Source organism: Psychrobacillus sp. FSL K6-4615 (assembly GCF_038008225.1).
GTDB classification, from domain to species: Bacteria; Bacillota; Bacilli; order Bacillales_A; family Planococcaceae; genus Psychrobacillus; species Psychrobacillus psychrotolerans.
Genome location: NZ_JBBOYQ010000001.1, coordinates 2,465,718 through 2,490,755, shown reverse-complemented (window position 1 = coordinate 2,490,755; position 25,038 = coordinate 2,465,718). Strand labels below are relative to the sequence as shown.

The 25,038-nt window shown below is 40.7% G+C and carries 19 protein-coding genes, 20 tRNA genes, 3 rRNA genes and 1 riboswitch; of the genes, 36 read left to right on the top strand and 6 right to left on the bottom strand.

The window, feature by feature from the left end; genetic code table 11:
* Position 1: 1 nt before the first annotated feature.
* Positions 2-721 carry an MgtC/SapB family protein gene (locus tag MKX53_RS12460; RefSeq protein ID WP_093537815.1) on the bottom strand — a complete coding sequence of 240 codons (720 nt, stop codon included), beginning with the start codon at positions 719-721 and terminating at the stop codon, positions 2-4.
* 758 nt (positions 722-1,479) lie between these two features.
* Between MKX53_RS12460 and MKX53_RS12455 the strand changes: the two genes are divergently transcribed.
* The 24 genes from MKX53_RS12455 (at position 1,480) to MKX53_RS12340 (ending at position 9,341) form a co-directional block, all read left to right on the top strand.
* Positions 1,480-3,034: ribosomal RNA gene (locus MKX53_RS12455) — 16S ribosomal RNA — on the top strand.
* A gap of 195 nt (positions 3,035-3,229) precedes the next feature.
* Positions 3,230-6,158, top strand: a 23S ribosomal RNA gene (locus tag MKX53_RS12450).
* A gap of 120 nt (positions 6,159-6,278) precedes the next feature.
* Positions 6,279-6,394 (top strand): 5S ribosomal RNA (rrf, locus tag MKX53_RS12445).
* The 16S, 23S and 5S rRNA genes sit together here with 20 tRNA genes alongside, the layout of an rRNA operon.
* A 25-nt stretch (positions 6,395-6,419) precedes the next feature.
* Positions 6,420-6,495 (top strand) — tRNA-Val (locus MKX53_RS12440).
* Between the two features lie 13 nt (positions 6,496-6,508).
* Positions 6,509-6,584: transfer RNA gene (locus tag MKX53_RS12435), tRNA-Thr, on the top strand.
* A gap of 6 nt (positions 6,585-6,590) precedes the next feature.
* Positions 6,591-6,663, top strand: a tRNA-Lys gene (locus MKX53_RS12430).
* A 24-nt stretch (positions 6,664-6,687) separates the two neighbouring features.
* Positions 6,688-6,772 (top strand) — tRNA-Leu (locus tag MKX53_RS12425).
* Between the two features lie 17 nt (positions 6,773-6,789).
* Positions 6,790-6,864: transfer RNA gene (locus MKX53_RS12420), tRNA-Gly, on the top strand.
* A gap of 15 nt (positions 6,865-6,879) precedes the next feature.
* Positions 6,880-6,968 (top strand) — tRNA-Leu (locus MKX53_RS12415).
* Positions 6,969-6,983: 15 nt separating this feature from the next.
* Positions 6,984-7,060, top strand: a tRNA-Arg gene (locus MKX53_RS12410).
* 5 nt (positions 7,061-7,065) lie between these two features.
* Positions 7,066-7,142: transfer RNA gene (locus tag MKX53_RS12405), tRNA-Pro, on the top strand.
* Positions 7,143-7,154: 12 nt separating this feature from the next.
* A tRNA-Ala gene (locus MKX53_RS12400) sits at positions 7,155-7,230 on the top strand.
* Between the two features lie 24 nt (positions 7,231-7,254).
* Positions 7,255-7,328 (top strand) — tRNA-Met (locus MKX53_RS12395).
* A gap of 6 nt (positions 7,329-7,334) precedes the next feature.
* Positions 7,335-7,411: transfer RNA gene (locus MKX53_RS12390), tRNA-Ile, on the top strand.
* A 10-nt stretch (positions 7,412-7,421) separates the two neighbouring features.
* A tRNA-Ser gene (locus tag MKX53_RS12385) sits at positions 7,422-7,514 on the top strand.
* A 52-nt stretch (positions 7,515-7,566) separates the two neighbouring features.
* Positions 7,567-7,641: transfer RNA gene (locus tag MKX53_RS12380), tRNA-Met, on the top strand.
* Between the two features lie 3 nt (positions 7,642-7,644).
* Positions 7,645-7,720 (top strand) — tRNA-Asp (locus MKX53_RS12375).
* Positions 7,721-7,794: 74 nt separating this feature from the next.
* Positions 7,795-7,870, top strand: a tRNA-Phe gene (locus MKX53_RS12370).
* 6 nt (positions 7,871-7,876) lie between these two features.
* Positions 7,877-7,950, top strand: a tRNA-Gly gene (locus MKX53_RS12365).
* 7 nt (positions 7,951-7,957) lie between these two features.
* Positions 7,958-8,034: transfer RNA gene (locus tag MKX53_RS12360), tRNA-Ile, on the top strand.
* A 4-nt stretch (positions 8,035-8,038) separates the two neighbouring features.
* Positions 8,039-8,113 (top strand) — tRNA-Asn (locus MKX53_RS12355).
* 5 nt (positions 8,114-8,118) lie between these two features.
* Positions 8,119-8,209 (top strand) — tRNA-Ser (locus tag MKX53_RS12350).
* 6 nt (positions 8,210-8,215) lie between these two features.
* Positions 8,216-8,287, top strand: a tRNA-Glu gene (locus MKX53_RS12345).
* Between the two features lie 214 nt (positions 8,288-8,501).
* Entirely contained in the window at positions 8,502-9,341 is an 840-nt protein-coding gene (locus MKX53_RS12340; protein ID WP_340763026.1) for a hypothetical protein, read from the top strand.
* Positions 9,342-9,392: 51 nt separating this feature from the next.
* Here MKX53_RS12340 and MKX53_RS12335 read toward each other — a convergent pair whose 3' ends face one another.
* Positions 9,393-10,304, bottom strand: coding sequence for a 1,4-dihydroxy-2-naphthoate polyprenyltransferase (locus MKX53_RS12335; protein WP_093536773.1), 912 nt, complete (start codon positions 10,302-10,304; stop codon positions 9,393-9,395).
* A 152-nt stretch (positions 10,305-10,456) separates the two neighbouring features.
* Between MKX53_RS12335 and MKX53_RS12330 the strand changes: the two genes are divergently transcribed.
* From MKX53_RS12330 to MKX53_RS12310, 5 genes are all read left to right on the top strand, one after another.
* Positions 10,457-11,818, top strand: a complete 1,362-nt coding sequence (locus tag MKX53_RS12330) for an isochorismate synthase (protein WP_340911617.1) — start codon at positions 10,457-10,459, stop codon at positions 11,816-11,818.
* Positions 11,811-13,520 carry a 2-succinyl-5-enolpyruvyl-6-hydroxy-3-cyclohexene-1-carboxylic-acid synthase gene (menD, locus tag MKX53_RS12325; RefSeq protein WP_340911615.1) on the top strand — a complete coding sequence of 570 codons (1,710 nt, stop codon included), beginning with the start codon at positions 11,811-11,813 and terminating at the stop codon, positions 13,518-13,520. The genes MKX53_RS12330 and menD overlap by 8 nt, the downstream gene beginning before the upstream one ends.
* Positions 13,508-14,335: a 2-succinyl-6-hydroxy-2,4-cyclohexadiene-1-carboxylate synthase gene (gene menH, locus MKX53_RS12320; protein WP_340911612.1), complete on the top strand. Its 828-nt coding sequence runs from the start codon at positions 13,508-13,510 to the stop codon at positions 14,333-14,335. The genes menD and menH overlap by 13 nt, the downstream gene beginning before the upstream one ends.
* Entirely contained in the window at positions 14,332-15,150 is an 819-nt protein-coding gene (menB, locus tag MKX53_RS12315; RefSeq protein WP_093536780.1) for a 1,4-dihydroxy-2-naphthoyl-CoA synthase, read from the top strand. The genes menH and menB overlap by 4 nt, the downstream gene beginning before the upstream one ends.
* 619 nt (positions 15,151-15,769) lie before the next feature.
* Entirely contained in the window at positions 15,770-17,188 is a 1,419-nt protein-coding gene (locus MKX53_RS12310; protein WP_340911609.1) for an o-succinylbenzoate--CoA ligase, read from the top strand.
* Positions 17,189-17,953: 765 nt separating this feature from the next.
* Here MKX53_RS12310 and MKX53_RS12305 read toward each other — a convergent pair.
* The 3 genes from MKX53_RS12305 to MKX53_RS12295 all read right to left on the bottom strand — a co-directional run bounded on the left by MKX53_RS12305 (position 17,954) and on the right by MKX53_RS12295 (position 19,409).
* On the bottom strand, positions 17,954-18,949 hold the full coding sequence (locus tag MKX53_RS12305) for a metal ABC transporter solute-binding protein, Zn/Mn family (RefSeq protein ID WP_340769772.1): 996 nt from the start codon (positions 18,947-18,949) through the stop codon (positions 17,954-17,956).
* A gap of 100 nt (positions 18,950-19,049) precedes the next feature.
* Complete coding sequence (yidD, locus tag MKX53_RS12300) at positions 19,050-19,283, bottom strand: membrane protein insertion efficiency factor YidD (RefSeq protein WP_093536783.1); 234 nt, start codon at positions 19,281-19,283, stop codon at positions 19,050-19,052.
* A gap of 3 nt (positions 19,284-19,286) precedes the next feature.
* On the bottom strand, positions 19,287-19,409 hold the full coding sequence (locus tag MKX53_RS12295; RefSeq protein WP_340911607.1) for a hypothetical protein: 123 nt from the start codon (positions 19,407-19,409) through the stop codon (positions 19,287-19,289).
* 102 nt (positions 19,410-19,511) lie between these two features.
* On the opposite strand from MKX53_RS12295, the gene MKX53_RS12290 reads away from it, so the two are divergent.
* The 7 genes from MKX53_RS12290 (at position 19,512) to MKX53_RS12260 (ending at position 22,918) form a co-directional block, all read left to right on the top strand.
* Entirely contained in the window at positions 19,512-19,976 is a 465-nt protein-coding gene (locus tag MKX53_RS12290) for a Dps family protein (RefSeq protein WP_340911604.1), read from the top strand.
* Positions 19,977-20,034: 58 nt separating this feature from the next.
* A complete protein-coding gene (locus MKX53_RS12285) occupies positions 20,035-20,214 on the top strand; it encodes a YjfB family protein (RefSeq protein ID WP_340911601.1) in 180 nt (59 codons plus the stop codon).
* A gap of 225 nt (positions 20,215-20,439) precedes the next feature.
* Positions 20,440-20,775, top strand: coding sequence for a transposase (locus MKX53_RS12280; protein ID WP_340911600.1), 336 nt, complete (start codon positions 20,440-20,442; stop codon positions 20,773-20,775).
* The gene (locus MKX53_RS12275; RefSeq protein ID WP_340763013.1) at positions 20,772-20,930 is read left to right on the top strand and encodes a hypothetical protein; all 159 of its coding nucleotides are present in this window, start codon (positions 20,772-20,774) and stop codon (positions 20,928-20,930) included. The genes MKX53_RS12280 and MKX53_RS12275 overlap by 4 nt, the downstream gene beginning before the upstream one ends.
* Before the next feature lie 296 nt (positions 20,931-21,226).
* Positions 21,227-21,700 carry an NUDIX domain-containing protein gene (locus MKX53_RS12270; protein ID WP_340911597.1) on the top strand — a complete coding sequence of 158 codons (474 nt, stop codon included), beginning with the start codon at positions 21,227-21,229 and terminating at the stop codon, positions 21,698-21,700.
* A complete protein-coding gene (locus MKX53_RS12265) occupies positions 21,678-22,469 on the top strand; it encodes an alpha/beta hydrolase family protein (protein ID WP_093536788.1) in 792 nt (263 codons plus the stop codon). The genes MKX53_RS12270 and MKX53_RS12265 overlap by 23 nt, the downstream gene beginning before the upstream one ends.
* A complete protein-coding gene (locus tag MKX53_RS12260) occupies positions 22,469-22,918 on the top strand; it encodes a hypothetical protein (RefSeq protein ID WP_340911593.1) in 450 nt (149 codons plus the stop codon). Before MKX53_RS12265 ends, MKX53_RS12260 begins: the two co-directional genes overlap by 1 nt.
* Positions 22,919-23,046: 128 nt before the next feature.
* Here the strand turns inward: MKX53_RS12260 and pckA are convergent, their stop codons facing one another.
* The gene (pckA, locus tag MKX53_RS12255; protein WP_340911590.1) at positions 23,047-24,633 is read right to left on the bottom strand and encodes a phosphoenolpyruvate carboxykinase (ATP); all 1,587 of its coding nucleotides are present in this window, start codon (positions 24,631-24,633) and stop codon (positions 23,047-23,049) included.
* A 192-nt stretch (positions 24,634-24,825) separates the two neighbouring features.
* Positions 24,826-24,942, top strand: a riboswitch (SAM riboswitch).
* Positions 24,943-25,038 lie beyond the last annotated feature (96 nt).

Below are 25,038 nucleotides of genomic sequence, written 5' to 3'. Positions count from 1 at the left end.
TTTAAATAGATTCTACATCTACCGATTCGATAAATTTTTGTTTTTTAATGGTAGCGTAAAATTCTGCAGTATTTTTCTTAGTGATTATTGATAACCTCATATTCATTTCATGTTTAATTGTATTATTGTCTAAAGTGACGTCTTTAATGCGAATACTTTCTATATAAACACCGCTTCCTTGTAAATAGTCATATACTTTGGGAATGCTTTCTGGATTTCTTACCACAACTGTTAGAGATAGCTCCTTGGATCTCAGCCGTTTTGGACCTACTTTTGTTAGAAGGGGAGGGATTAACTCAATTCCTATTATTACAATAATTACACTAAGAGCGGATTCCATATAAAATCCAGCACCTACAGCTATACCAATCCCGCCAGCTCCCCAAATCATAGCTGCGGTTGTTAAACCAGTTATAGTATCATTACCTTTACGGAGTATAACTCCTGCACCGAGAAAACCTATACCGCTTACTATTTGTGCTGCCAAACGCAAAGGATCCATTGTAATATTTATAGCATCATTCGGAATGGCGGTGTAAGCTGCTTCTATTGATATATAAGTAAGGAGACAACTAAATGTTGCAATCACTATACTTGTCTTTAATCCAATAGGTTTCTTTTTTAGTTCCCTTTCTATACCTATTATTAAACTTAATAATGCAGCAAAGATTAATTTAAATGTAATTTCAGTATAATCATCCAAGTAGTTTACCCATTCCATCGATAACTCCTCCTTTATTCTTTAGGGGTTGAAGATATTTTACAAATCGATTTAATCTAAGAAGGACATTAAATATGGAGATCTGTAGAGTGATAATTTATACTTAAGGTGGATGCACTAAACTAAAAGCATAGTAGTAGATTGGGAGATTTCTTGTTATCTCCTATTATAAGTATAGAAGATGTTAAAATAAAGTTCTGACGTATGTATCAATTTCTAACTTATTTCATTATTGCTTTAGGGTGAGCTCTATTAGTCAAACTAATATTTGAAATCACGCTGATTGAATTTGCTGTAGAGGTTTGGTAGTCTTTTATGAACGAAATAAGAAGGCTAGATTTCTCATGAGTTATTCTGGAAGAACTTATTAAGTGATTGTAAGAGCTCAACAATTCAAGAGTTTAATAGATATTAAAGTTTTTTTCACAAAAAGGGTTGCTTTTTCTTTCTAGACGATGTATATTAATACTTGTCCTTCGGAACGAGATACAAACAACTTAAAAAAAGTTAAAAAAAGTGTTTGACATCAAATCTGAAATAAGTTATACTAATAAAGTCGTCAAAACGACGCGAACAACATGAACATTGAAAACTGAACATGCAAAACGTTAAGAAACATAGCTTTCAACTAACTTGTTAGGATGATAGCAAAACAATTTTGGACATCATTTAATGATGATGCCAGCAAAACAAAATGAGCTTTTAAACTAGTTCTAATTTGTTCGCTTTCAATGTGCTCTGCATACTGGAAGTGAACTATTATGGAGAGTTTGATCCTGGCTCAGGACGAACGCTGGCGGCATGCCTAATACATGCAAGTCGAGCGAATGACGAAGAAGCTTGCTTCTTCTGATTTAGCGGCGGACGGGTGAGTAACACGTGGGCAACCTGCCCTGTAGATTGGGATAACTCCGGGAAACCGGGGCTAATACCGAATAATCCATTTCCTCACATGGGGAGATGTTAAAAGACGGCATCTCGCTGTCACTACAGGATGGGCCCGCGGCGCATTAGCTAGTTGGTGAGGTAACGGCTCACCAAGGCGACGATGCGTAGCCGACCTGAGAGGGTGATCGGCCACACTGGGACTGAGACACGGCCCAGACTCCTACGGGAGGCAGCAGTAGGGAATCTTCCACAATGGACGAAAGTCTGATGGAGCAATGCCGCGTGAGTGAAGAAGGTTTTCGGATCGTAAAACTCTGTTGTGAGGGAAGAACAAGTATGAGAGTAACTGCTCGTACCTTGACGGTACCTCATTAGAAAGCCACGGCTAACTACGTGCCAGCAGCCGCGGTAATACGTAGGTGGCAAGCGTTGTCCGGAATTATTGGGCGTAAAGCGCGCGCAGGCGGTCCTTTAAGTCTGATGTGAAATCCCACGGCTCAACCGTGGAAGGTCATTGGAAACTGGGGGACTTGAGTACAGAAGAGGAAAGCGGAATTCCAAGTGTAGCGGTGAAATGCGTAGAGATTTGGAGGAACACCAGTGGCGAAGGCGGCTTTCTGGTCTGTAACTGACGCTGAGGCGCGAAAGCGTGGGGAGCAAACAGGATTAGATACCCTGGTAGTCCACGCCGTAAACGATGAGTGCTAAGTGTTAGGGGGTTTCCGCCCCTTAGTGCTGCAGCTAACGCATTAAGCACTCCGCCTGGGGAGTACGGTCGCAAGACTGAAACTCAAAGGAATTGACGGGGGCCCGCACAAGCGGTGGAGCATGTGGTTTAATTCGAAGCAACGCGAAGAACCTTACCAGGTCTTGACATCCCGCTGACCGGCCTAGAGATAGGCTTTTCCCTTCGGGGACAGCGGTGACAGGTGGTGCATGGTTGTCGTCAGCTCGTGTCGTGAGATGTTGGGTTAAGTCCCGCAACGAGCGCAACCCTTGATCTTAGTTGCCAGCATTTAGTTGGGCACTCTAAGGTGACTGCCGGTGATAAACCGGAGGAAGGTGGGGATGACGTCAAATCATCATGCCCCTTATGACCTGGGCTACACACGTGCTACAATGGACGGTACAGAGGGTCGCAACCCCGCGAGGGTGAGCAAATCCCATAAAACCGTTCTCAGTTCGGATTGTAGGCTGCAACTCGCCTACATGAAGCCGGAATCGCTAGTAATCGTGGATCAGCATGCCACGGTGAATACGTTCCCGGGCCTTGTACACACCGCCCGTCACACCACGAGAGTTTGTAACACCCGAAGTCGGTGGGGTAACCCTTACGGGAGCCAGCCGCCGAAGGTGGGACAGATGATTGGGGTGAAGTCGTAACAAGGTAGCCGTATCGGAAGGTGCGGCTGGATCACCTCCTTTCTAAGGATAATATCGGAATACGAATCTTTATTCGTATCTTAACGTTTTGCAGTTCAGTTTTGAATGTTCATTTTATATGAAGATTCAACTCTTGTTCTTTGAAAACTGGATAAAACGACATTGAAACAATAAACAACAAGAAATTCTGTTGTGATTATTTACGTAATCACGACGTGTAAGACTTTTTAACTTTTAGGTTAAGTTAATAAGGGCGCACGGTGAATGCCTTGGCACTAGGAGTCGACGAAGGACGGCACTAACACCGATATGCTTCGGGGAGCTGTAAGTGAGCTTTGATCCGGAGATTTCCGAATGGGGAAACCCACTGTTCGTAATGGAGCAGTACATTTGCGTGAATACATAGCGCATCTGAGACACACCCAGGGAACTGAAACATCTAAGTACCTGGAGGAAGAGAAAGAAAATTCGATTCCCTGAGTAGCGGCGAGCGAAACGGGAATAGCCCAAACCAAAAGGCTTGCCTTTTGGGGTTGTAGGACACTCTACATAGAGTTACAAAGGAATGAGTTAGACGAAGCGATCTGGAAAGGTCCGCAGGATAGGGTAAAAGCCCCGTAGTCTAAAATTCATTCTCTCTTGAGTGTATCCTGAGTACGGCGGAACACGTGAAATTCCGTCGGAATCTGGGAGGACCATCTCCCAAGGCTAAATACTACCTAGTGACCGATAGTGAACCAGTACCGTGAGGGAAAGGTGAAAAGCACCCCGGAAGGGGAGTGAAATAGATCCTGAAACCGTGTGCCTACAAGTAGTTAGAGCCCGTTAATGGGTGATAGCGTGCCTTTTGTAGAATGAACCGGCGAGTTACGATCCCATGCAAGGTTAAGTCGAGAAGACGGAGCCGCAGCGAAAGCGAGTCTGAATAGGGCGAATGAGTATGTGGTCGTAGACCCGAAACCAGGTGATCTACCCATGTCCAGGATGAAGGTAAGGTAACACTTACTGGAGGTCCGAACCCACGCACGTTGAAAAGTGCGGGGATGAGGTGTGGGTAGCGGAGAAATTCCAATCGAACCTGGAGATAGCTGGTTCTCTCCGAAATAGCTTTAGGGCTAGCCTCAAACGTTAGAATCTTGGAGGTAGAGCACTGTTTGGACTAGGGGCCCATCCCGGGTTACCGAATTCAGACAAACTCCGAATGCCAATGATTTATGTTTGGGAGTCAGACTGCGAGTGATAAGATCCGTAGTCAAGAGGGAAACAGCCCAGACCACCAGCTAAGGTCCCAAAGTATTTGTTAAGTGGAAAAGGATGTGGCGTTGCTTAGACAACCAGGATGTTGGCTTAGAAGCAGCCATCATTTAAAGAGTGCGTAATAGCTCACTGGTCGAGTGACGCTGCGCCGAAAATGTATCGGGGCTAAACAAATCACCGAAGCTGTGGATTGATACCTTTGGTATCAGTGGTAGGAGAGCGTTCTAAGGGCGTTGAAGTCAGACCGGAAGGACTGGTGGAGCGCTTAGAAGTGAGAATGCCGGTATGAGTAGCGAAAGACGGGTGAGAATCCCGTCCACCGTATGACTAAGGTTTCCTGAGGAAGGCTCGTCCGCTCAGGGTTAGTCGGGACCTAAGCCGAGGCCGATAGGCGTAGGCGATGGATAACAGGTTGATATTCCTGTACCACCAAACCACCGTTTGAGTAATGGGGGGACGCAGAAGGATAGGGTAAGCATGCTGTTGGTTATGCATGTCCAAGCAGTAAGGTGTGAATGTAGGCAAATCCGCATTCTTTAACATTGAGCTGTGATGGCGAGGACGTATGTCTAGAGTTCCTGATTTCACACTGCCAAGAAAAGCCTCTAGCGAGGTGAAAGGTGCCCGTACCGCAAACCGACACAGGTAGTCGAGGAGAGAATCCTAAGGTGAGCGAGAGAACTCTCGTTAAGGAACTCGGCAAAATGACCCCGTAACTTCGGGAGAAGGGGTGCTCTTTTGGGTTCATAGCCTAGAAGAGCCGCAGTGAATAGGCCCAGGCGACTGTTTAGCAAAAACACAGGTCTATGCAAAACCGTAAGGTGAAGTATATGGGCTGACGCCTGCCCGGTGCTGGAAGGTTAAGAGGAGTGCTTAGCGCAAGCGAAGGTGCGAATTGAAGCCCCAGTAAACGGCGGCCGTAACTATAACGGTCCTAAGGTAGCGAAATTCCTTGTCGGGTAAGTTCCGACCCGCACGAAAGGCGTAACGATCTGGGCACTGTCTCAACGAGAGACTCGGTGAAATTATAGTACCTGTGAAGATGCAGGTTACCCGCGACAGGACGGAAAGACCCCGTGGAGCTTTACTATAGCTTGATATTGAATTTTGGTGCAACTTGTACAGGATAGGCAGGAGCCTTAGAGCCCGGAGCGCCAGCTTCGGAGGAGGCGTCGGTGGGATACTGCCCTGGTTGTATTGAAATTCTAACCCATACCCGTAACCCGGGTAGGAGACAGTGTCAGGCGGGTAGTTTGACTGGGGCGGTCGCCTCCTAAAGTGTAACGGAGGCGCCCAAAGGTTCCCTCAGAATGGTTGGAAATCATTCGAAGAGTGTAAAGGCAGAAGGGAGCTTGACTGCGAGACCTACAAGTCGAGCAGGGTCGAAAGACGGGCTTAGTGATCCGGTGGTTCCGCATGGAAGGGCCATCGCTCAACGGATAAAAGCTACCCCGGGGATAACAGGCTTATCTCCCCCAAGAGTCCACATCGACGGGGAGGTTTGGCACCTCGATGTCGGCTCATCGCATCCTGGGGCTGTAGTCGGTCCCAAGGGTTGGGCTGTTCGCCCATTAAAGCGGTACGCGAGCTGGGTTCAGAACGTCGTGAGACAGTTCGGTCCCTATCCGTCGTGGGCGTAGGAAATTTGAGAGGAGCTGTCCTTAGTACGAGAGGACCGGGATGGACACACCGCTGGTGTACCAGTTGTTCTGCCAAGAGCATCGCTGGGTAGCTATGTGTGGACGGGATAAGTGCTGAAAGCATCTAAGCACGAAGCCCCCCTCAAGATGAGATTTCCCATTACGCAAGTAAGTAAGATCCCTCAAAGACGATGAGGTAGATAGGTTCGGGGTGGAAGCGTGGCGACACGTGCAGCTGACGAATACTAATCGATCGAGGACTTAACCAAATTTGTTTAACGTAACAATGTCGTTTATCCAGTTTTGAAAGAATAAATTTTTTAAAAATAACTCTTGTAATATTCTACAGAGTTGGTATAATAAAACTTGTCTTTCAATAATTATTCAAGTCTAGTGATGATGGCGAAGAGGTCACACCCGTTCCCATACCGAACACGGAAGTTAAGCTCTTCAGCGCCGATGGTAGTTGGGGGTTTCCCCCTGTGAGAGTAGGACGTCGCTGGGCTTGCAATAAATACATAACTTACCCAGGAGGATTAGCTCAGCTGGGAGAGCATCTGCCTTACAAGCAGAGGGTCGGCGGTTCGAGCCCGTCATCCTCCACCATATATTTACTCCTGCCGGAGTAGCTCAACTGGTAGAGCAACTGACTTGTAATCAGTAGGTTGAGGGTTCAAGTCCTTTCTCCGGCACCATTTTCCGAGCCATTAGCTCAGTTGGTAGAGCATCTGACTTTTAATCAGAGGGTCGTAGGTTCGAATCCTACATGGCTCATCACTTTTTCAGTGAATTATGTATGCGGGTGTGGCGGAACTGGCAGACGCACTAGACTTAGGATCTAGCGCCGCAAGGCGTGGGGGTTCGACTCCCTTCACCCGCACCATTTAATTTAATAACCGAGCGGAAGTAGTTCAGTGGTAGAACACCACCTTGCCAAGGTGGGGGTCGCGAGTTCGAACCTCGTCTTCCGCTCCAAAGATTCACTAAAGTGCCGGGGTGGCGGAACTGGCAGACGCACAGGACTTAAAATCCTGCGGTAGGTGACTACCGTACCGGTTCGATTCCGGTCCTCGGCACCACTTTTTTGAAACATTGCGCTCGTAGCTCAATTGGATAGAGCACTTGACTACGAATCAAGAGGTTGCAGGTTCGAGTCCTGCCGAGCGCACCATATAACGGGAAGTAGCTCAGCTTGGTAGAGCACTTGGTTTGGGACCAAGGGGTCGCAGGTTCGAATCCTGTCTTCCCGACCAGTTATTATTTATGGGGCCTTAGCTCAGCTGGGAGAGCGCCTGCCTTGCACGCAGGAGGTCAGCGGTTCGATCCCGCTAGGCTCCACCATTTATAAATTAGTTTGAAAATCATGGCGGTGTAGCTCAGTTGGCTAGAGCACTCGGTTCATACCCGAAAGGTCGTGGGTTCGACTCCCTCTGCCGCCATCTTAAGGACCTTTAGCTCAGTTGGTTAGAGCAGACGGCTCATAACCGTCCGGTCGCAGGTTCGAGTCCTGCAAGGTCCACCAACAATGTCTTGGAGGAATACCCAAGTTCGGCTGAAGGGATCGGTCTTGAAAACCGACAGGCGGGTCATACCGCGCGGGGGTTCGAATCCCTCTTCCTCCTCCATTTTTATCTTATTGTTTGTGGAAGTAATAATAATCCTTAAGTATTTTATTGTCGCGGGGTGGAGCAGTGGTAGCTCGTCGGGCTCATAACCCGAAGGTCGCAGGTTCAAATCCTGTCCCCGCAACCAAATGGTCCCGTGGTGTAGCGGTTAACATGCCTGCCTGTCACGCAGGAGATCGCCGGTTCGATCCCGGTCGGGACCGCCATTTATTTAATAATATTAATACATATCAATTGTAAATATAGCCTAAACAATTAGCTTTTATTTTAAGATTGAAGAGGCTCAGTAGCTCAGTCGGTAGAGCAAAGGACTGAAAATCCTTGTGTCGGCGGTTCGATTCCGTCCTGAGCCACCATTTAATGCGGGTGTAGTTTAGTGGTAAAACCTCAGCCTTCCAAGCTGATGATGAGAGTTCGATTCTCTTCACCCGCTCCAAAATAATGGGCCTATAGCTCAGCTGGTTAGAGCGCACGCCTGATAAGCGTGAGGTCGATGGTTCGAGTCCATTTAGGCCCACCATTATTCCGAAGTAGCTCAGTGGTAGAGCAATCGACTGTTAATCGATTGGTCGTAGGTTCGAGTCCTACCTTCGGAGCCATATATGGGGAAGTACTCAAGTGGCTGAAGAGGCGCCCCTGCTAAGGGTGTAGGTCGGGCAACCGGCGCGAGGGTTCAAATCCCTCCTTCTCCGCCATATATTGGCCCCTTGGTCAAGCGGTTAAGACACCGCCCTTTCACGGCGGTAACACGGGTTCGAATCCCGTAGGGGTCATACTCAAAAAAAGGTAACCAATCATTGGTTACCTTTTTTATTTTTAACTTTTATTTTATTCCTTTCTCTTTTTCTATGCCAATGTATGGAAAGGTCAGTCAATAGAATGTATACAACATAATGACCATTGATACCGCATGAATAATGAACCTAAGGTTATATTTATAGTGGTTTTAAAATATGATATAATTTCCAATGAAGGGAGAGGTTATAGTTGTTTCAAAAATTTAGTAAAGTTATGCTCATACTTGTACTAGCGGTAGGCTTCACAAGCTTAGGTAACATGCAAGCAGACGCAGCTACAAACAAAGTTATGTGGGGAAAAACAGAGTTAAAACAAGGGCAAATAGGTAAAGTAACAATTCTTGCAGACACGAATTTAGTTAAAGTTGGCTCCAATGGATCACTTAATAAAGTACGCACACTAAAAAAAGGTGATGAATATAGAGTCTATACGTATAAGGGAACAAATGGTGGCTTATATGGAGTAGGGGCAAGTAGTTTCGTACAAAAAGGTTCTAAAGTGAAATATGAAACTCCATCTAAAAGTAAGCTAGCTTTGCTTAATAAAGAAGTAATTGGTGGGCTAACTCCAAAAGCAGGGATGAAGCTTGTTTATTCTCCTAGCTTTACTGAAAATACACAAAATGAATTTACTGTTAGTGATTCCTATAATTCTGAATATGATGTGACGGAAGCTTTTCTAATGAAGAAAGGTAATTCCCTAAATAGTTTTACTTATATTGAACATAAAGATCGTTTAATATTTGGGGTAGGTCATACAGATTGGGCCATACTTGATATTGCTTTTCCATTGATTGAAGGAAAAACAACGAAAGAATATTATTTAACAGAGGACAACAGTCAAGCTTTTTATAATGTAAATGTGGAAAGTACTACTAGTACGGTTAAAGTAAAAGCCGGAACATTCCAAAACGTGGTAGTTGTTCGCACAAACTATGGCTACACGTTCTATATCGCACCTGGAATCGGAATTATCAAGCTTGTCGATAAAAAAGGTGTACTTAAAGCAGAGTTATTATCCTATAAATAAGAAAAAAACCAGAGTGCTAGCTTTTTACTAGCATTCTGGTTTTTTAAAATATTATAAATAATAGCCAATCAATAGACCTAAGCCTAAAAGGAATACAAAAATCGTATTCGTAAGAGCGGTGTCTTTCATAGCAGGCGCAACTTTAACTGGATTTTCTGTTTGTTTAAATAATTTTATCGCATGTATAGGTTTTTTCAAACTCAATAAAACTAATAAACTCCATGGAGTGATTATTTGCAAAACTACTAAACCTATAATCCATAGGTAAGACAAAACAAAATAGGAAGCTAGAATTGTAATTGCTGTTTTCCGACCAACTAATATAGCCATCGTTTTTCGTCCGCCTATTGTGTCTTCTACTAAATCGCGAATATTATTAGATAGCATGATTGCTGCTACTAGCAGAGCACTTGGTACAGATAACAATACAGCGAATAAAGGCACTGAACCTACTTGAATATAAACTGCAATTAAAACAATAAGCATCCCCATAAATAACCCACTGAAAAGCTCACCAAAGGGAGTACTAGAAATAGGGTAAGGTCCCCCAGTATAGAAATATCCCACTGCCATAGAAATTGCACCGACTATTAATAATAGCCAAGAGCTTTCATAACAAATATAGATACCTAATATAGCAGCTATTACATATAGCAATAGAGCTAGTTGCATTACCGTTTTGGGTTTTACACCATTCCTAACAATTGCCCCACCAATACCGACCGATTCCTCGCTATCGAGACCTCGTACAAAATCATAATACTCATTAAACATATTTGTAGCAGCTTGTATCAGTAGACAAGCTAATAACATAGCAATAAACAATAGCCAATCAATATTTGCCTCGTATAGGGCAATCATTGTACCAAGAAAAACTGGTGCAAATGAGGCAGTTAGGGTATGTGGTCTTGTCAGTTTCCACCATACGCGCCAGCCCTTGTCAGCTTGAAATTCGTGTGACATATTTTTTCTCTCCTTTAAAAGAATCCAATATCAATTTTAACATAAATTTATAGCTAAATGTGTGCTGAAATGTGTAGAAAGATGTATGATTAAAGGTAGAGTAAATTAGTTAACCTAGATAAAAGAGTAGTTACTAAACGGAGGTCATATTTATGCCGAAAACCACCGGTACCATTAATACAAAATACCGTTTTTATACTGAAACAATAGAAGTATCGAGATTGTCTGCACAAGCTTTTTTTGAAGCAGGGGATGAAATATATAAAGGGAAACGTTATTTTTGGCAAAACAAAGAGAAGACATTGACCTTAGTAGGATTGGGACATGCTCATACTATTACAAATAACTTAGAAGATAATAGATATAAGGATATTGATACAAAATGGAAGGAACTTTGCCAGTCATCATTAAAGGAAAAAGCGGATGTATCTCCTATCCTATTTGGCGGGTTTGCTTTCGATCCAAAAAACAAGATTTCTTCGGAATGGGATACATTTCCTTCTGCATTCTTTGTCGTGTCTACGTTTCAGCTAGTTATCCAACATGATCAGGCATTCGTGAACATTCACTATATTACGGACGAAGCAAAGAGTACGGAAACGTTTGAACTGTTACGTATAGAAAGAGATACGTTAATACACACTGCTCAAGTAAAAGAGTTAAGGGTACATGAAAAACCGTCCTTGATCAAACGAGAAGACCGCTTGAAGAACGAGTATTTACATGCTGTAGAGGATGTAACGAAGAGAATTCGAAAAGATGAAGTCCAAAAAGTAGTTATAGCTAGATCACTTAAACTGACATTTGCTGATACTTTCTCACCAGCAACAGCAATATATAATGCTTCCATGGAGCAACCTGAAAGTTATCTATTTGGATTAGAAAATGGAGAGAAAATCTTTTTTGGTGCAACACCAGAGCGACTTGTTAAAGTAGAAAATGACAAAGCCCAATCTGCTGGACTTGCCGGTTCTACGAGAAGAGGAAAGCATTCTCTTGAGGATAAGGAGCTTGGAGAGGCATTATTATCAGATCCCAAAAATTTAGGTGAGCATAAATATGTAGTGGAAATGATTAAAAAAGTATTCATGCAATATTGTGAAGACGTCAAAGTACCCACTAGACCAAAGCTTATGAAAATTAGAGATATTCAGCATTTATATTCTCCGATTGAAGGAAGTCTGAAAAAGAATTCATCCCTTTTTGAGCTAGTACAGGCTTTACATCCTACTCCAGCACTAGGTGGGGAGCCACGCCAGGATGCGATTAAGATTATTCGCGAATCGGAACAGATGAATCGTGGGTATTATGCTGCTCCAATTGGCTGGATAAACGCTGAAGGAGACGGGGAGTTCGCTGTTGGAATACGTTCTGCTTTAGTAGAAAATGAACACGCCTATTTATATGCAGGTGGCGGAATCGTTGCCGAATCATCCTCCATAGAGGAATTTGAAGAAACACGAGTGAAGTTCCGTCCAATGCTTCGAACACTTGGAGGAAATATGAATGACTAACATCGAGTATTTAACATCTTATGTAAATCACTTTGTAGAAACAATTAGACAGGCAGGTGTTCAGGACATAGTGATGTGTCCTGGTTCAAGGTCAACTCCTCTGGCATATGCATTTGCCAAAAGTGAGGGTTTTCAATTTTATAGACAAATAGATGAACGTTCCGCCGGTTACTTTGCTCTTGGCATTGCGAAAGCTAAGAAAACTCCAGTTGTGCTTTTATGTACTTCTGGAACCGCTGCTGCAAACTTTTTTCCAGCTATTGTAGAAGCGTATTATGCTCGTGTACCGCTATTAGTTGTTACAGCTGATCGTCCACATGAACTTAGAGAAGTGGGAGCACCTCAAGCAATAGACCAGCTTCATCTATATGGAAAGCATGTTAAATGGGCAGTAGACTTTCCTCTACCAGAATCAGAAGCAAATTTAGCGTTTGTAGAGCGTCATATTCAGCGTGCAGTGTCTACTTCCAAAACTGCTCCGATGGGACCTGTTCATATTAACGTACCATTCCGTGAGCCGTTATTACTTGATATGGAACAGCCATTACCAACAATGAACATACATGTACCCGAGATTGGAAAGTTGGCACCAAGTGAAGAATTTTTAGTGTGGTATAAAGATTTGCTTCAAAATGAAGTAAGAGGCATATTTATCGTAGGAGATTCTCTTCAAACTACTGATGGTTTTTGGGAATTTGTAAAAATGGTACAATGGCCAGTTCTTGTTGATCCGTTATCGAATTTACGCACATCTATACCTGCGGATTGCATGGATTTATGTATTGATCAATACGATGCCATTCTGAAAAACAAGTCCTTTCAAGAGATGGCTGTACCAAATATCGTAATTCGTTTTGGAGCACAACCAGTTTCTAAACCACTTATGCTTTATTTAAAAGAGTGTAAGCCTACGGTATTTATGGTTGTCGACGAAAGTCCACTTTTCCGTGATTCACTTCATATTGCTACGCATCATGTACAAGTGGATGCTGAATCACTATGGCTAAAAACAGATACAAAGTCTTCTTCTACATACACGGATTGCTGGACTCAAGCAAATAATATAGCGACTGCTCATGTGAACAGCTATATGGAACATGAAACAGATGAAGGTGCATTAGCAGGTTTGTTGTTTGAAGCACTACCAGATAAGTCATATTTATTTGCTAGTAGTAGTATGCCAATACGAGACCTTGATACCTTTTTCAATAAAACCACTAAGGATATTCAACTCTACGCAAACAGAGGAACGAATGGAATAGACGGGGTAGTTTCTTCCGCACTTGGAGTTCAAGCAGCACTAAATCGTCCTGGTTATTTATTGATTGGAGATTTAGCGTTTTTACATGATCTGAATGGTTTGATAGTTAGTCGGTTCCACCATTCTGATATGACGATTATTGTTATGAATAATGACGGCGGAGGAATTTTCTCTTATCTCCCTCAATCTACAGAAACCAATTATTTTGAGCATTTATTTGGTACTCCGACAGGTTTAGAGTTTTCCAATATAGCATCTATGTATAATGCTCAGTACAATGCAGTTCACTCGAAGGAAGATTTTAAAGAAGCTTTAGCCGAGGAAAAGACGAAGGATATTCGTATTATCGAAGTATTCACGAATAGACAAGTAAATACAGAGACACATCGAAAATTATGGGCTGCGATTTCGAAGGAGCTGGATTCGGTTTGGAAAGTATAACAGTCAATATCCGAGGAATTGATATTCATATCAACAGATATAATAAGGGTGCAAATGAAAAAATTGTTTTTTTGCATGGATTTACGGGGTCTACACATAGTTGGGATGAAGTAATTTCACATCTACCCAGTACATTTGATCTCCTTGCAATTGATCTTATAGGACATGGGGGGACTTCTAAACCTATGGATTCAGGTCGTTATTCAGCAGAGGAGCAGATAAAAGATTTGCATGCATTATTTCAACAGCTTCAGTGGAGTAACCTTACGCTTGTTGGTTATTCAATGGGTGGTAGGTTAGCTCTAGCCTATGCAAGTCAGTACACTGTAAAAAGACTAATTCTAGAAAGTAGTTCTCCCGGACTTATAGGAATAGAAGAACGCACCAATAGAAAACAATCCGATGAGCAGCTTGCCAATCGAATATTGGAAGAAGGGCTTGTATCTTTTGTAGATTTTTGGGAAAGAATACCTTTGTTTCAATCCCAAAGAAAGTTATCCTTGGAGAAACAGCAGCTTATACGACAAGAGCGACTAGCAGGGACTGAAATTGGTTTGGCAAATAGTTTACGTGGATTTGGCACTGGAGTGCAACCTTCTTATTGGGAAAAGCTTGATGAGGTTGTTACACCTACATTTTTAATAACAGGCGAGTTAGATGAAAAATTTAGTAATCTTGCGAAAAAGATGAAAAACTACTTTCCAAACGCTGCCCATACAGAAGTTAGGAATGTAGGTCATGCAATTCATGTGGAAAATCCTGAATTGTTTGCTACAATAGTAAAGGATATTATTTTAAAGGAGGATGTAAGATGACTCGTGAATGGACAACATTACATACATATGAAGATATTAAGTATGAGTTTTTTAACGGAATTGCTAAAGTAACTATTAACCGTCCTGAGGTGCGTAATGCATTTCGCCCTAAAACAGTAATGGAAATGATTGACGCATTTTCTCGTGCTCGTGACGATAAAAATGTAGGTGTCATTATTTTAACTGGTGAAGGTGAGCATGCATTCTGTTCAGGCGGAGACCAAAAAGTACGTGGACATGGTGGATACGTTGGAGAAGACGAGATTCCACGCTTAAACGTACTAGACTTACAACGCCTAATCCGTGTAATACCTAAACCGGTTGTCGCAATGGTAGCTGGTTATGCAATTGGTGGCGGACATGTTCTACATGTTGTTTGTGATTTAACAATTGCAGCGGACAATGCTAGATTTGGACAAACTGGTCCTAAAGTTGGATCATTTGATGCTGGTTATGGTTCTGGCTATTTGGCACGTATTATTGGACATAAAAAAGCGCGTGAAATTTGGTATTTATGTCGTCAATACGATGCACAGCAAGCTCTTGATATGGGCTTAGTCAATACAGTAGTTCCATATGAACAGTTAGAGGATGAAACTGTTCAGTGGTGTTCAGAAATGCTAGAAATGAGTCCAACAGCACTTCGCTTCTTAAAAGCTGCGATGAATGCAGATACGGATGGTTTAGCAGGGCTTCAACAATTAGCAGGTGACGCAACACTGCTTTACTATACAACGGATGAAGCCAAAGAAGGCCGAGATGCATTTAAAGAAAAACGCAAACCAGATTTCGGGCAATTCCCACGTTTCCCGTGATTAGTGAATGACGAGTACAAAAAAGCTATCCTTTATGGGATAGCTTTTTTACTAGATAAGCAAGTATATAAAAATACAGCATAAACAATGGTTTTACAGAACTATTAAGAAAGAGTAATACTACTGATTTCCGTTATATGTGGACGCTTTCCGCGGGCAAGGTCGAGCCTCCTCAGTCAGGCGCTCCGCTTCTTCCCGGCGGGGTCCAACTTTCTCGCTTATCCCGGCTAGATTTCACTAAAATCAATTAAGTGTGTAGTACTCCACGATAATATTGACCATAGTCTTTCGCTTAGATGATGAGAGTTGTCCAAGTGAAGAGATGGATAAAATCGTCCGCTTGTAAGGAATACTATTTTATTAGGAAAGATGAAAATGGATTTTCTTTGATTGAAGCGCAGAGCGGCGACTCCAGTGGGAATAGCACGAGCTGAAGATCTTGGACTGAGTGAAAGCGAGGGAAGCGGCTGAAGCCGTGCCCACGGAAAGCGTCCGCTCGGAGCGGAAATCAACACATCTCTAAGTTTTGTTTTTAAAGTATCGGGCTTCTTTTTGTCTGGTTTTTTTACATAGAATATCAAGGTATATTAAGTATATAGTTTAAAGAAAGGAGTTTAACATGTTTCCTAATTTACTATTAAAACGTGCCTATTTGACTCCGGAACGCACTGCTTTACGGTTTGGGGAAGAGGCATGGACATTTCAACAACTTTATAACGAAGCCAATGAATTTGCAGAGAAATTACACGCTAAAGGAATTCAGCCCGGTATGAGGATTGCTATTTTATCAAGCTCCAATGCAGAGCTAGTAATTGCCATACATGGTTGTCTTCAACTTGGTTGTGAATTAGTTATGTTAAACGAACGTTTAAGTGAAGTAGAGCTAAACTATCAGCTTCATGATAGTAAGCCAAATATTTTACTTGTAGATAACTATGAAAGAGAAATAAATTATAACCAAAGATTTTCTTTTCATGATATTCATAACAACAAAAGAAAAGTATATGCTATGGAAAGAGATTGGCCAAAAAGTCGTACTATTTCTATTATGTATACTTCTGGAACTACGGGAAGCCCTAAAGGAGTACGTCAATCATTAGAAAATCATGTGATGAACGCAACTGGTTCCGCACTACATCTAGGTATTCATCCCGATGATTGCTGGCTATGTGTAGTACCCTTGTTTCATATAAGTGGATTTTCTATTCTAATGCGTTCTGTATTATATGGAATGACTGTTAGCCTTCATACTAAATTTGATTCGGAAAAAGTAGTTGATGAAATATTAGAGGGTGCTGCCACAAGAATGTCATTAGTAGCAGTGATGCTTCAACGCATCGTATCCGTTTTAGAAAATCGAAATCAGTATTTCCCTGATTCGTTTCAATCGATTTTAGTTGGTGGCGGTCCCGTTCCTTTGTCTTATTTAGAGAGGGCAATCGAACGGAATATACCAGTATTACAAACGTATGGCATGACAGAAACAGCTTCTCAGACCACTACCTTATCAAGTGAGGATGCTATCCGTAAGCTTGGATCTTCTGGGAAACCTCTTTTCTTTGCAGATGTTCGGATAGATGGGGAAGAAAAAATGGGAGAAATATGTATTAAAGGGCCACATGTGACGAAAGGATATATTGGAGCAGCCGAGTCTAAGAAACCATTATTGAATGGTTGGTTACATACTGGAGATATAGGTTATTTAGATGAGGAAGGTTATTTGTTTGTTGTAGATCGTCGCTCAGATCTAATCATTTCGGGCGGGGAGAATATTTATCCTGCAGAGTTAGAGCAAGCATTAGTTAAACACCCAGCAGTTGTTGAAGCAGGAGTTACAGGTCGACAAGATGATAAATGGGGACAAATTCCAATAGCTTTTGTTGTAGTAAAAGAATTAGTTTCTATTGAAGAGTTAGAGGCTTTCATGAAGACACAGATTGCCTCTTATAAATTGCCAAAAGAATATTACTTTATAGAAGAATTACCTCGTAACGGGGCAAATAAGTTAGTGAGAAGAGAGTTATTAAATTTGATATGAATAGCTTTAAAAGATAAGAAAGTATAAAGAATGGATTGTATCATTTTGTTGGGATATCAATGAATGAATAATGCTACTCATTTCCGTTTCTGGTGGACGCTTTCCGTGGGCGAGGCCGAGCCTCCTCGGTCGCTACACTCCCTGCGGGGTCTCGACTTTCTCGCTTATCCCGCTGGAGGTGCCACCTTTCACTACAATAGTGAGTAGTACTCCACTCTAAGATTAAGCATAGCTTATCGCTTAGATGTTAAGAGGTAGTCAAAGTTATTATTGAGATAAAAGCGTCTGCAAAAAAACTATTCTGTCTGGAAGAAAGAAGAAAGTATATTTCTTTTATACTTTTGGAAACAAAGCAAGTAGTAAGTGGTTGCCTCATAAAGAAGTGAAATAGCAAACGAAATTGTATCATCGGGCCCGCACGATGCGGGTAAGGCAGTCGTTGCGATACGATGTCGCGTACTTAGACTGTCATCATCTTTGCTCTATCAATAGGAAATTATCTTATCTCTAATTATCCAAAAGCGCACTTACCTGTTTCTGAGAGTTGAAGGAAGGCGACGGACAGACAAATGCCATAAGATTACCCAAAAAAGGGATGCTGGTTGTTTGTGACGTTCGTCACAAACAACCAGCATCCCTAAAAAGTTAATTCGTTAATCATTATAGTAATATCTGTCCATAGTCCTTTGAAAACGATAGGGACAGGTTTGAACGTAAAGAGTTAGCCGTCTTTGCCCGATTTTTCTTATGAATAGCTTTACAATTTTATTTCAAAACCGTTCTTAATGTCTCGAGGTTTTTGTTCATTAATGTAAAATAAGTTTCTTTGTTTTGGATATCTTCTTTCGATAGCACACCTAAATTATGCAAAACCAAGCTTTCTGCACCAATTTCTTTTTGAATCACTTCAGTCAATTTAGAAGATACATTTTGCTCAAATAAAATATATTCAATATTTTTTTCTTCTGCCAAATCGATTAATTTAGTCAGTTCTTTTTGGGAAGGTTCATCTTGTGAATTTAGTCCAGCTACTGCCAGTTGTTCTAACCCATATGTGTTAGCAATATAACCAAATGCTGAGTGAGAAACAAAAAATGTTTTGTTAGGTGCATTATGCGCCATTTCTTCAAAGTCTGCATCTAGTTGTTGAAGATCACTAACTAATTCATCATAATTTTTTTCAAAAGTCTCTTGTTGCCCTGGTGAGATCTCTACTAAAGAGTCTTTAATAGAAAGCGCAAGACTTTGACTGATTTTAGGTGACATCCAAACATGTGGGTCGATATCCCCGTGATCATGTCCCTCATGGCTGTGATCTTCTGAGGATTCACTTTCGTGTTCATGATCGTGAGAATCCGTTGAAGTCGCTTCTTCCTCTTCGTGAGCGGCTTCCTCTAATTGTTCGTCTGAAATTGCATCCACAGTGGCTATCATATTCACTTCTTCATCTGCCAATGTCTTTTTAGCATTCTCTACAAAACCCTCTAAGCCAAGTCCTATGTAAAAAAACAAATCAGCATCTGCAAGTGCCATCATATCTTTTTGTGTTGGCTCAAAAGTATGTTCATTTGCGCCAGCAGGGTAGATAGAAGAGACATGTACAGATTCTCCACCGATACGTTCAGCAAAGTATTGTAATGGGTATACGGTTGTATATATTTGAACTTTCTCATCCGTATTTTGAGCTTTCTCTTCACTTTTTCCGCAAGCTGCAAGGAATAATACTAGACAAAGACTACTCCATATTAAAATTCGTTTCAATAAATTCACTCCCTAAATAGTAATGATTACGTTTTGAAAAATGATAACTTCATTAGATTACAGGACTTTCGGAAAAAATGCAAGAAAAAATAGCCTTTGTTTATTTTTTCTTCAAAGGCCATTCATCAGGAACGGGATCAATGCCACCTTCATGAAAAGGATGGCACTTCGATATTCTCTTTACAGTTAAAATACTCCCTTTAATTGCTCCATGTTTTTGAAGTGCTTCAACTCCATAATGAGAGCAGGTTGGATAAAAGCGACAACTAGGTGGAGACAGTGGGGAAATAAACTTTTGATAAAAACGAAAAATAGATATTATAATATGCTTCATGTATTAATCAACATCCTTTGGATGAGGATCAATTTTCGAAGGTTTCTCATTCATAGCTAATTTGTACAAAAAGGTAAAGCCAAAAATACTTAATAATATTGCTGCACCTAATATCCAAAATACCATTTTTATTCACTCCAATTAAACTTATCGTTATGTTTATTGTATGAGAGTTAGAGGTATATTAAAAGAGAAAGCAACTATTATTAAAGGGAGAGTGACAATTTTATGTCAGCAGCATTAAACAAAGAACTAAACAAACAAGTAGCAACATGGTCAGTTATGTACACTAAATTACATAATTTTCATTGGTATGTAAAGGGTCCGTCATTTTTTACTTTACATGCTAAATTTGAAGAATTATATAACGAAGCTACACTTAATATGGATGAAATTGCTGAACGTTTATTAACACTTGGTGGTAAACCTACAGCAACTTTAAAAGAACATTTGGAGCTTTCAGAAGTAAAAGAAGCTTCGAGTAAAGAGTCGGCTGACGATATGGTACAAACGGTTGTAGATGATTTTGATAAAATTATGAAATCTCTTAAAAAAGGGATGGAAGAAGCAGCCAATGATGAAGATGATATGACAGAAGATGTATTAAATGCAATTTACCAAAAAACTGAAAAACATCAGTGGATGTTAAATGCATTTTTAGGAGATACTAACGCTAGCACTGCTAAAAAATAATAAACGTTTAATAATAATTTGGATTTGCCGATATAAAGTTAGTTAGGGAGGGATTTCTTTGGATATAAACTCCATAATGTCATCTAACTTACTACAATTGCAACAGACCGTGCAAATGAGTGTTTTACAAAATGCTATGAACATGGAAACTGTAGCAGCGATAGAATTATTAGAAGGCATGCCACAATCAGCTGCAACACATCCTCATAAAGGAAGCGTTGTAGATATTCAAGCTTAATAAGCAAAGCGAAAGCGCCTATGTTAGCCTCGAAAAGCGTTGGAGGAGTGACAGTAAAGGCGTTTTTTGCCTTTACCTGACATTCTAAAACGACTCGAGCGGCTAGGCGCTGTAGCCTAGACAGATGATGATTAAAAAGTATCTCCTCTTGCTTAAAAAACATGTGCCCTAGTGGTGCATGTTTTTTTGATTTTTGCACAAACTTCTATAAAAGGATGTGTGAAAATGACCTTATACAAAGTGTATATCTCCATTAAAAGTCAGCAAGTATATGCTTATCCTGAAGAATCTCAGTGGGAATATGAAGTAACAGCTACCAGAAATGAAATAAAAGTATTTGAAAAGCTTTTCTATCAGCTGAAGTCAGTGCAAAGCAGAAACTTTCTACGGGCTCATGAGCCACAATTGGTAAAGCCATACCATGTGGATGGGGAAAATGACCAATATGATAGAAGACTCAAGAAAGTGTATGCATGGATTCATGAATTCACTTCAGATGACTCTAAACGATTTATCGAACAGTTACCTTATTTTCAAAGAAGAAAGGAGATTCAATTATGAGTAAAAATTTAAATAGAAAAGGTAATGAAAATCCTGTAACTTATCGTAATGTTAGTTCCTTGCTAAACCTATCCCCTCAAGATAAATCCAAGCAGAATATCGCACAAAATAGAGAAGAAGGAAATGAAGATTATAAAATGGGCCCACCCAAATAATAGTTACTTATAGACTTAGCTCTCATTGGGCTAAGTTTTTTTATATACATGAGTCAATTTCATAAATAAAATCCGAACAACGTTGATTTCCGTTCCAGGCGGTCGCTTTCCGCGGGCGTTGCCTCAGCCTCCTCGCTTCGCTGCGGGGTCTTCGCCTTAAACTATTTCCGCTCGAGTCGCCGCCTTCCATTTCAATCAACTAAAACGACTTCTTATAAAAACGAATTTAATTGATATAAGTAATTATGAAATTGATTCATATGTTAAAATTTAAAGAAAACAAAGGGAGTCAGGATATGATTTCTTTCCAAGATTTAAATGGTTATGATGTATTGTTAACTTTTGAGCAAGATAGCTTTGCAATCCCATCTGAACATGTACTAGTCGTAGCAAAATATAAAGGCAAATGGTTGGTGACGAAGCATCCTAAAAGGGGTTTAGAGTTTCCAGGTGGTAAGTTAGAGCAGGGAGAGACTTTAGTTGAAGCAGCAATTAGAGAAACAAAAGAAGAAACAAATGTGGATATAGTGGAGTTAGCATGGCTTGCAGAATATATGGTAATAGATAATATCCCTTTTTGTAAAACTGTTTATGTAGCGGAAGTTGGGTATATTAATAAAGAGAAGACAAACTTTGAAACAGAAGGAGCCTTTTGGTTATCTTCAGAAGAACTTACACAAAGTAATTATTTGAGCTTCCATATGAAAGATGATGGAATGAAAGCCATTTTAAAGAAGGTGAAAGAAATTGAAAGCAAATGGAACGATTGAAAAAGTTCGAGTTTATCCATCGCCCAATCCTCATATTGTATTAAGAGAAATTACATATTGGTCCTGTGGACTACGTGTCAAAGGGATGCTAGCGTCACCAAAAGAAGTAGGAGACTATGAAGGTATTCTATATTGTCGTGGTGGTATGCAAAGTATTGGGATGGTTCGACCCGCCCGAATCGCACAAATTGCTTCTGAAGGTTTTATCGTATTTGCGCCATATTATCGCGGCAATCGTGGTGGTGAAGGAAAAGATGAATTCGCTGGAGAAGATCGTTGGGATGCTATCTATGGAGTAGATATACTTAAGCAATATTGCCTTGCAGAACGGATTCACCTATTTGCATTTTCTCGTGGTGGAATCATGGCATTATGGATTGCTATTCTACGTAATGATATTACCTCTTTAGTTACATGGGCGGGTGTGTCCGATATTTATCTAACATATGAAGAAAGACTAGATATGAGAAAGATGATGAAACGAGTCATTGGTGGTACTCCTAGCAAATATCCAGTGGGATACGAAGAGCGAGATGTATTACCTCTTATAAAGGAAATGAAGACATCCACGCTAATAATTCACGGCGAGCAAGATAAAAATGTCTCTTTTGAGCATGCAAAGGTTTTAGAGCATGCATTAGTAGGGAATAGTATACCAGTTGAAACCTGGTACTATCCAGAATTCACACATTTTTTTCCGAGCAAAATAAATAGACGTGTAGTAAAAGATGCATGTCATTGGATGAAAAATCAGAGAGGGGTTTTATAGTGGGTAATGTTGTAGTAACAACTGAGGCAATGAGTGTAGAGGGGAAATCTTCGTTTCCCATAGATACGAGTTTTTGGGAGGATTTGTGGGATCAATATACAAACGAGTTCCAAGAAGTAGTGATCCATTGTTGGTTGGAAGAACTAGAAGTGTTAGAAGAGTTAAACTCTCTAGCTGTTTCCGTTCAGACAGAGGGATTGATGAAAGTGGTTACTATTAATCTAACGGATGAAAATAGACTCTATTTTAGAAATTATTCTGTTGATCCAAAAGGTGGTTTAAAGTGGTATACAATGTTCTTTCAAGAAGATGGGGTTGAACAGATGGAAATAGGTCATTATGGTTCTGAAATTATTCTATATAAAGTTAATGAAGAGGAAGCCGAAAAGTTTGTAGAAATATTTCCTAAAATAACGGATAGTGAATATCATGAGACTAATGGTGACTAGAATAATGCTAATTTGACTTAACCATCCTTTGCAATAAAATATACTCATTATTCTTTTTAGCAAATAAAAGCACAAATATAAAAAAAGAGCCAAATTCATAAGAATTTGGCTCTTTTATGTTTACTCTATTAAGCTAATGGTCCACCTTTAACAGAAATATCTTCAGAAACTGTACCAAACTTTTTAAAGTTATCACGGAAAGACTTAGCTAAATCAGCGGCTTTTTTGTCATATGCTGCTTTGTCTGCCCATGCATTACGAGGGATAAGGACTTCAGAAGGTACGCCTTCTACTACTTTAGGAATAGCTAATCCGAATACTGTATCTGTTTCCGTATCAGTATTGTTTAGTTTGCCATCAATAGCAGCACGAACCATTGTACGTGTGTATGACAGCTTCATACGGTTACCAACACCGTATTCTCCGCCAGTCCAACCAGTGTTTACTAAGAACACTTGTGCACCGTGCTCGTCAATCTTCTTGCCTAGCATTTCTGCATATACTGTTGCATGTAATGGTAAGAAAGGAGAACCGAAGCAAGTCGAGAATACTGGTTGTGGGGATGTAACTCCACGTTCAGTACCAGCAAGTTTAGAAGTAAAGCCACTTAAGAAATGGTACATTGCCTGTTCTTTCGTTAGTTTACTAATCGGAGGCAATACGCCAAAAGCATCCGCAGTTAAGAAAATAATTGTATTTGGGTGACCTGCTACAGAAGGGTCAACAATATTATCGATATATTGAATTGGGTATGCAGCACGTGTATTTTCGGTTAATGAGTTATCTGCATAGTTAGCTACGCGAGTTTCTGCATCTACTACTACGTTTTCTAGGACCGTGCCGAATGAGATCGCGTCCCAAATTTGTGGTTCGTTTTCACGAGTTAGGTCGATACATTTTGCGTAACAGCCACCTTCGATATTGAACACACCGTTATCCGACCAACCGTGCTCATCGTCTCCGATTAATTTGCGACCAGCATCTGCTGAAAGGGTAGTTTTCCCTGTTCCTGATAATCCGAAGAATAATGTAACGTCTCCATCATCCCCAACGTTTGCAGAGCAGTGCATTGGTAAAATGTCCTGTTCTGGTAGTAAGTAGTTCATAATAGAGAAAATCGATTTCTTCATCTCGCCAGCGTACTCAGTTCCACCGATTAGCACTGTGCGTTTTTCCATAGATACGATGATAAACGTCTCTGAGTGAGTACCGTCTACCGCTGGATCTGCTTTAAAGTTAGGAGCAGATAAAATAGTGAAATCAGTCGTATGAGTAGCAAGTTCTTCTTGTGTTGGTCGTATGAATAGCTGATGAGCGAAAAGGTTATGCCAAGCGTATTCGTTAATAATTTGAATACCTAAACGTGATTCTTTGTCTGCTCCTGCATATCCTTTAAACTCGAATATTTCATCTTGTTTGTTTAGGAAGTTAATCATTTTTTTATATAATGCATCGAAAATGTCAGAAGAAATTGGTTGGTTTACTGAGCCCCAATCGATTTTGTCTTTAGAAATAGCTTCATCTACTATATACTTATCTTGGGGAGAACGGCCAGTATATTTTCCTGTTTCAGCTTTAACTGCACCAGTAGAAGTTAGTACTGCTTCTCCTCTTGTTGTAGCTTTTTCCACAAGTTGTGGCACTGACAATTGGCTGCTAACGTTATTTCCTGCTAACAATGCTTTCAGTTCACTCACTGTTTCGATTGAATTCATTTTGAATATACCATCCTTTTTTTATATTTCCTCTTCAAAAGAGGAAGTTTTCTAGATATGTGAATTAGTATAACACATTAGGTTCATTAGTCTATACTATTCACTTTTAATTTTTTCGTTTGTGTATAAAATACAAACAAAAATAGTTGACATATTATACATACTTACGTATGATGATAAATTGAACGGATACTCTTATCCCGAGCTGGTGGAGGGGTCAGGCCCTATGAAACCCGGCAACCTGTAGTATTTTCTTTATTACAAAGGTGCCAAACCTGAGACAAGGTGAAATTCCTTGATTGATAAGAGTGAAAGGTGCTTATGATACTAATACCTTTCCTCATGTATATTTACGTGAGTGAGAGGTTTTTTTATTGAACATCGCCCTTTATCCTTGTGTGCCAA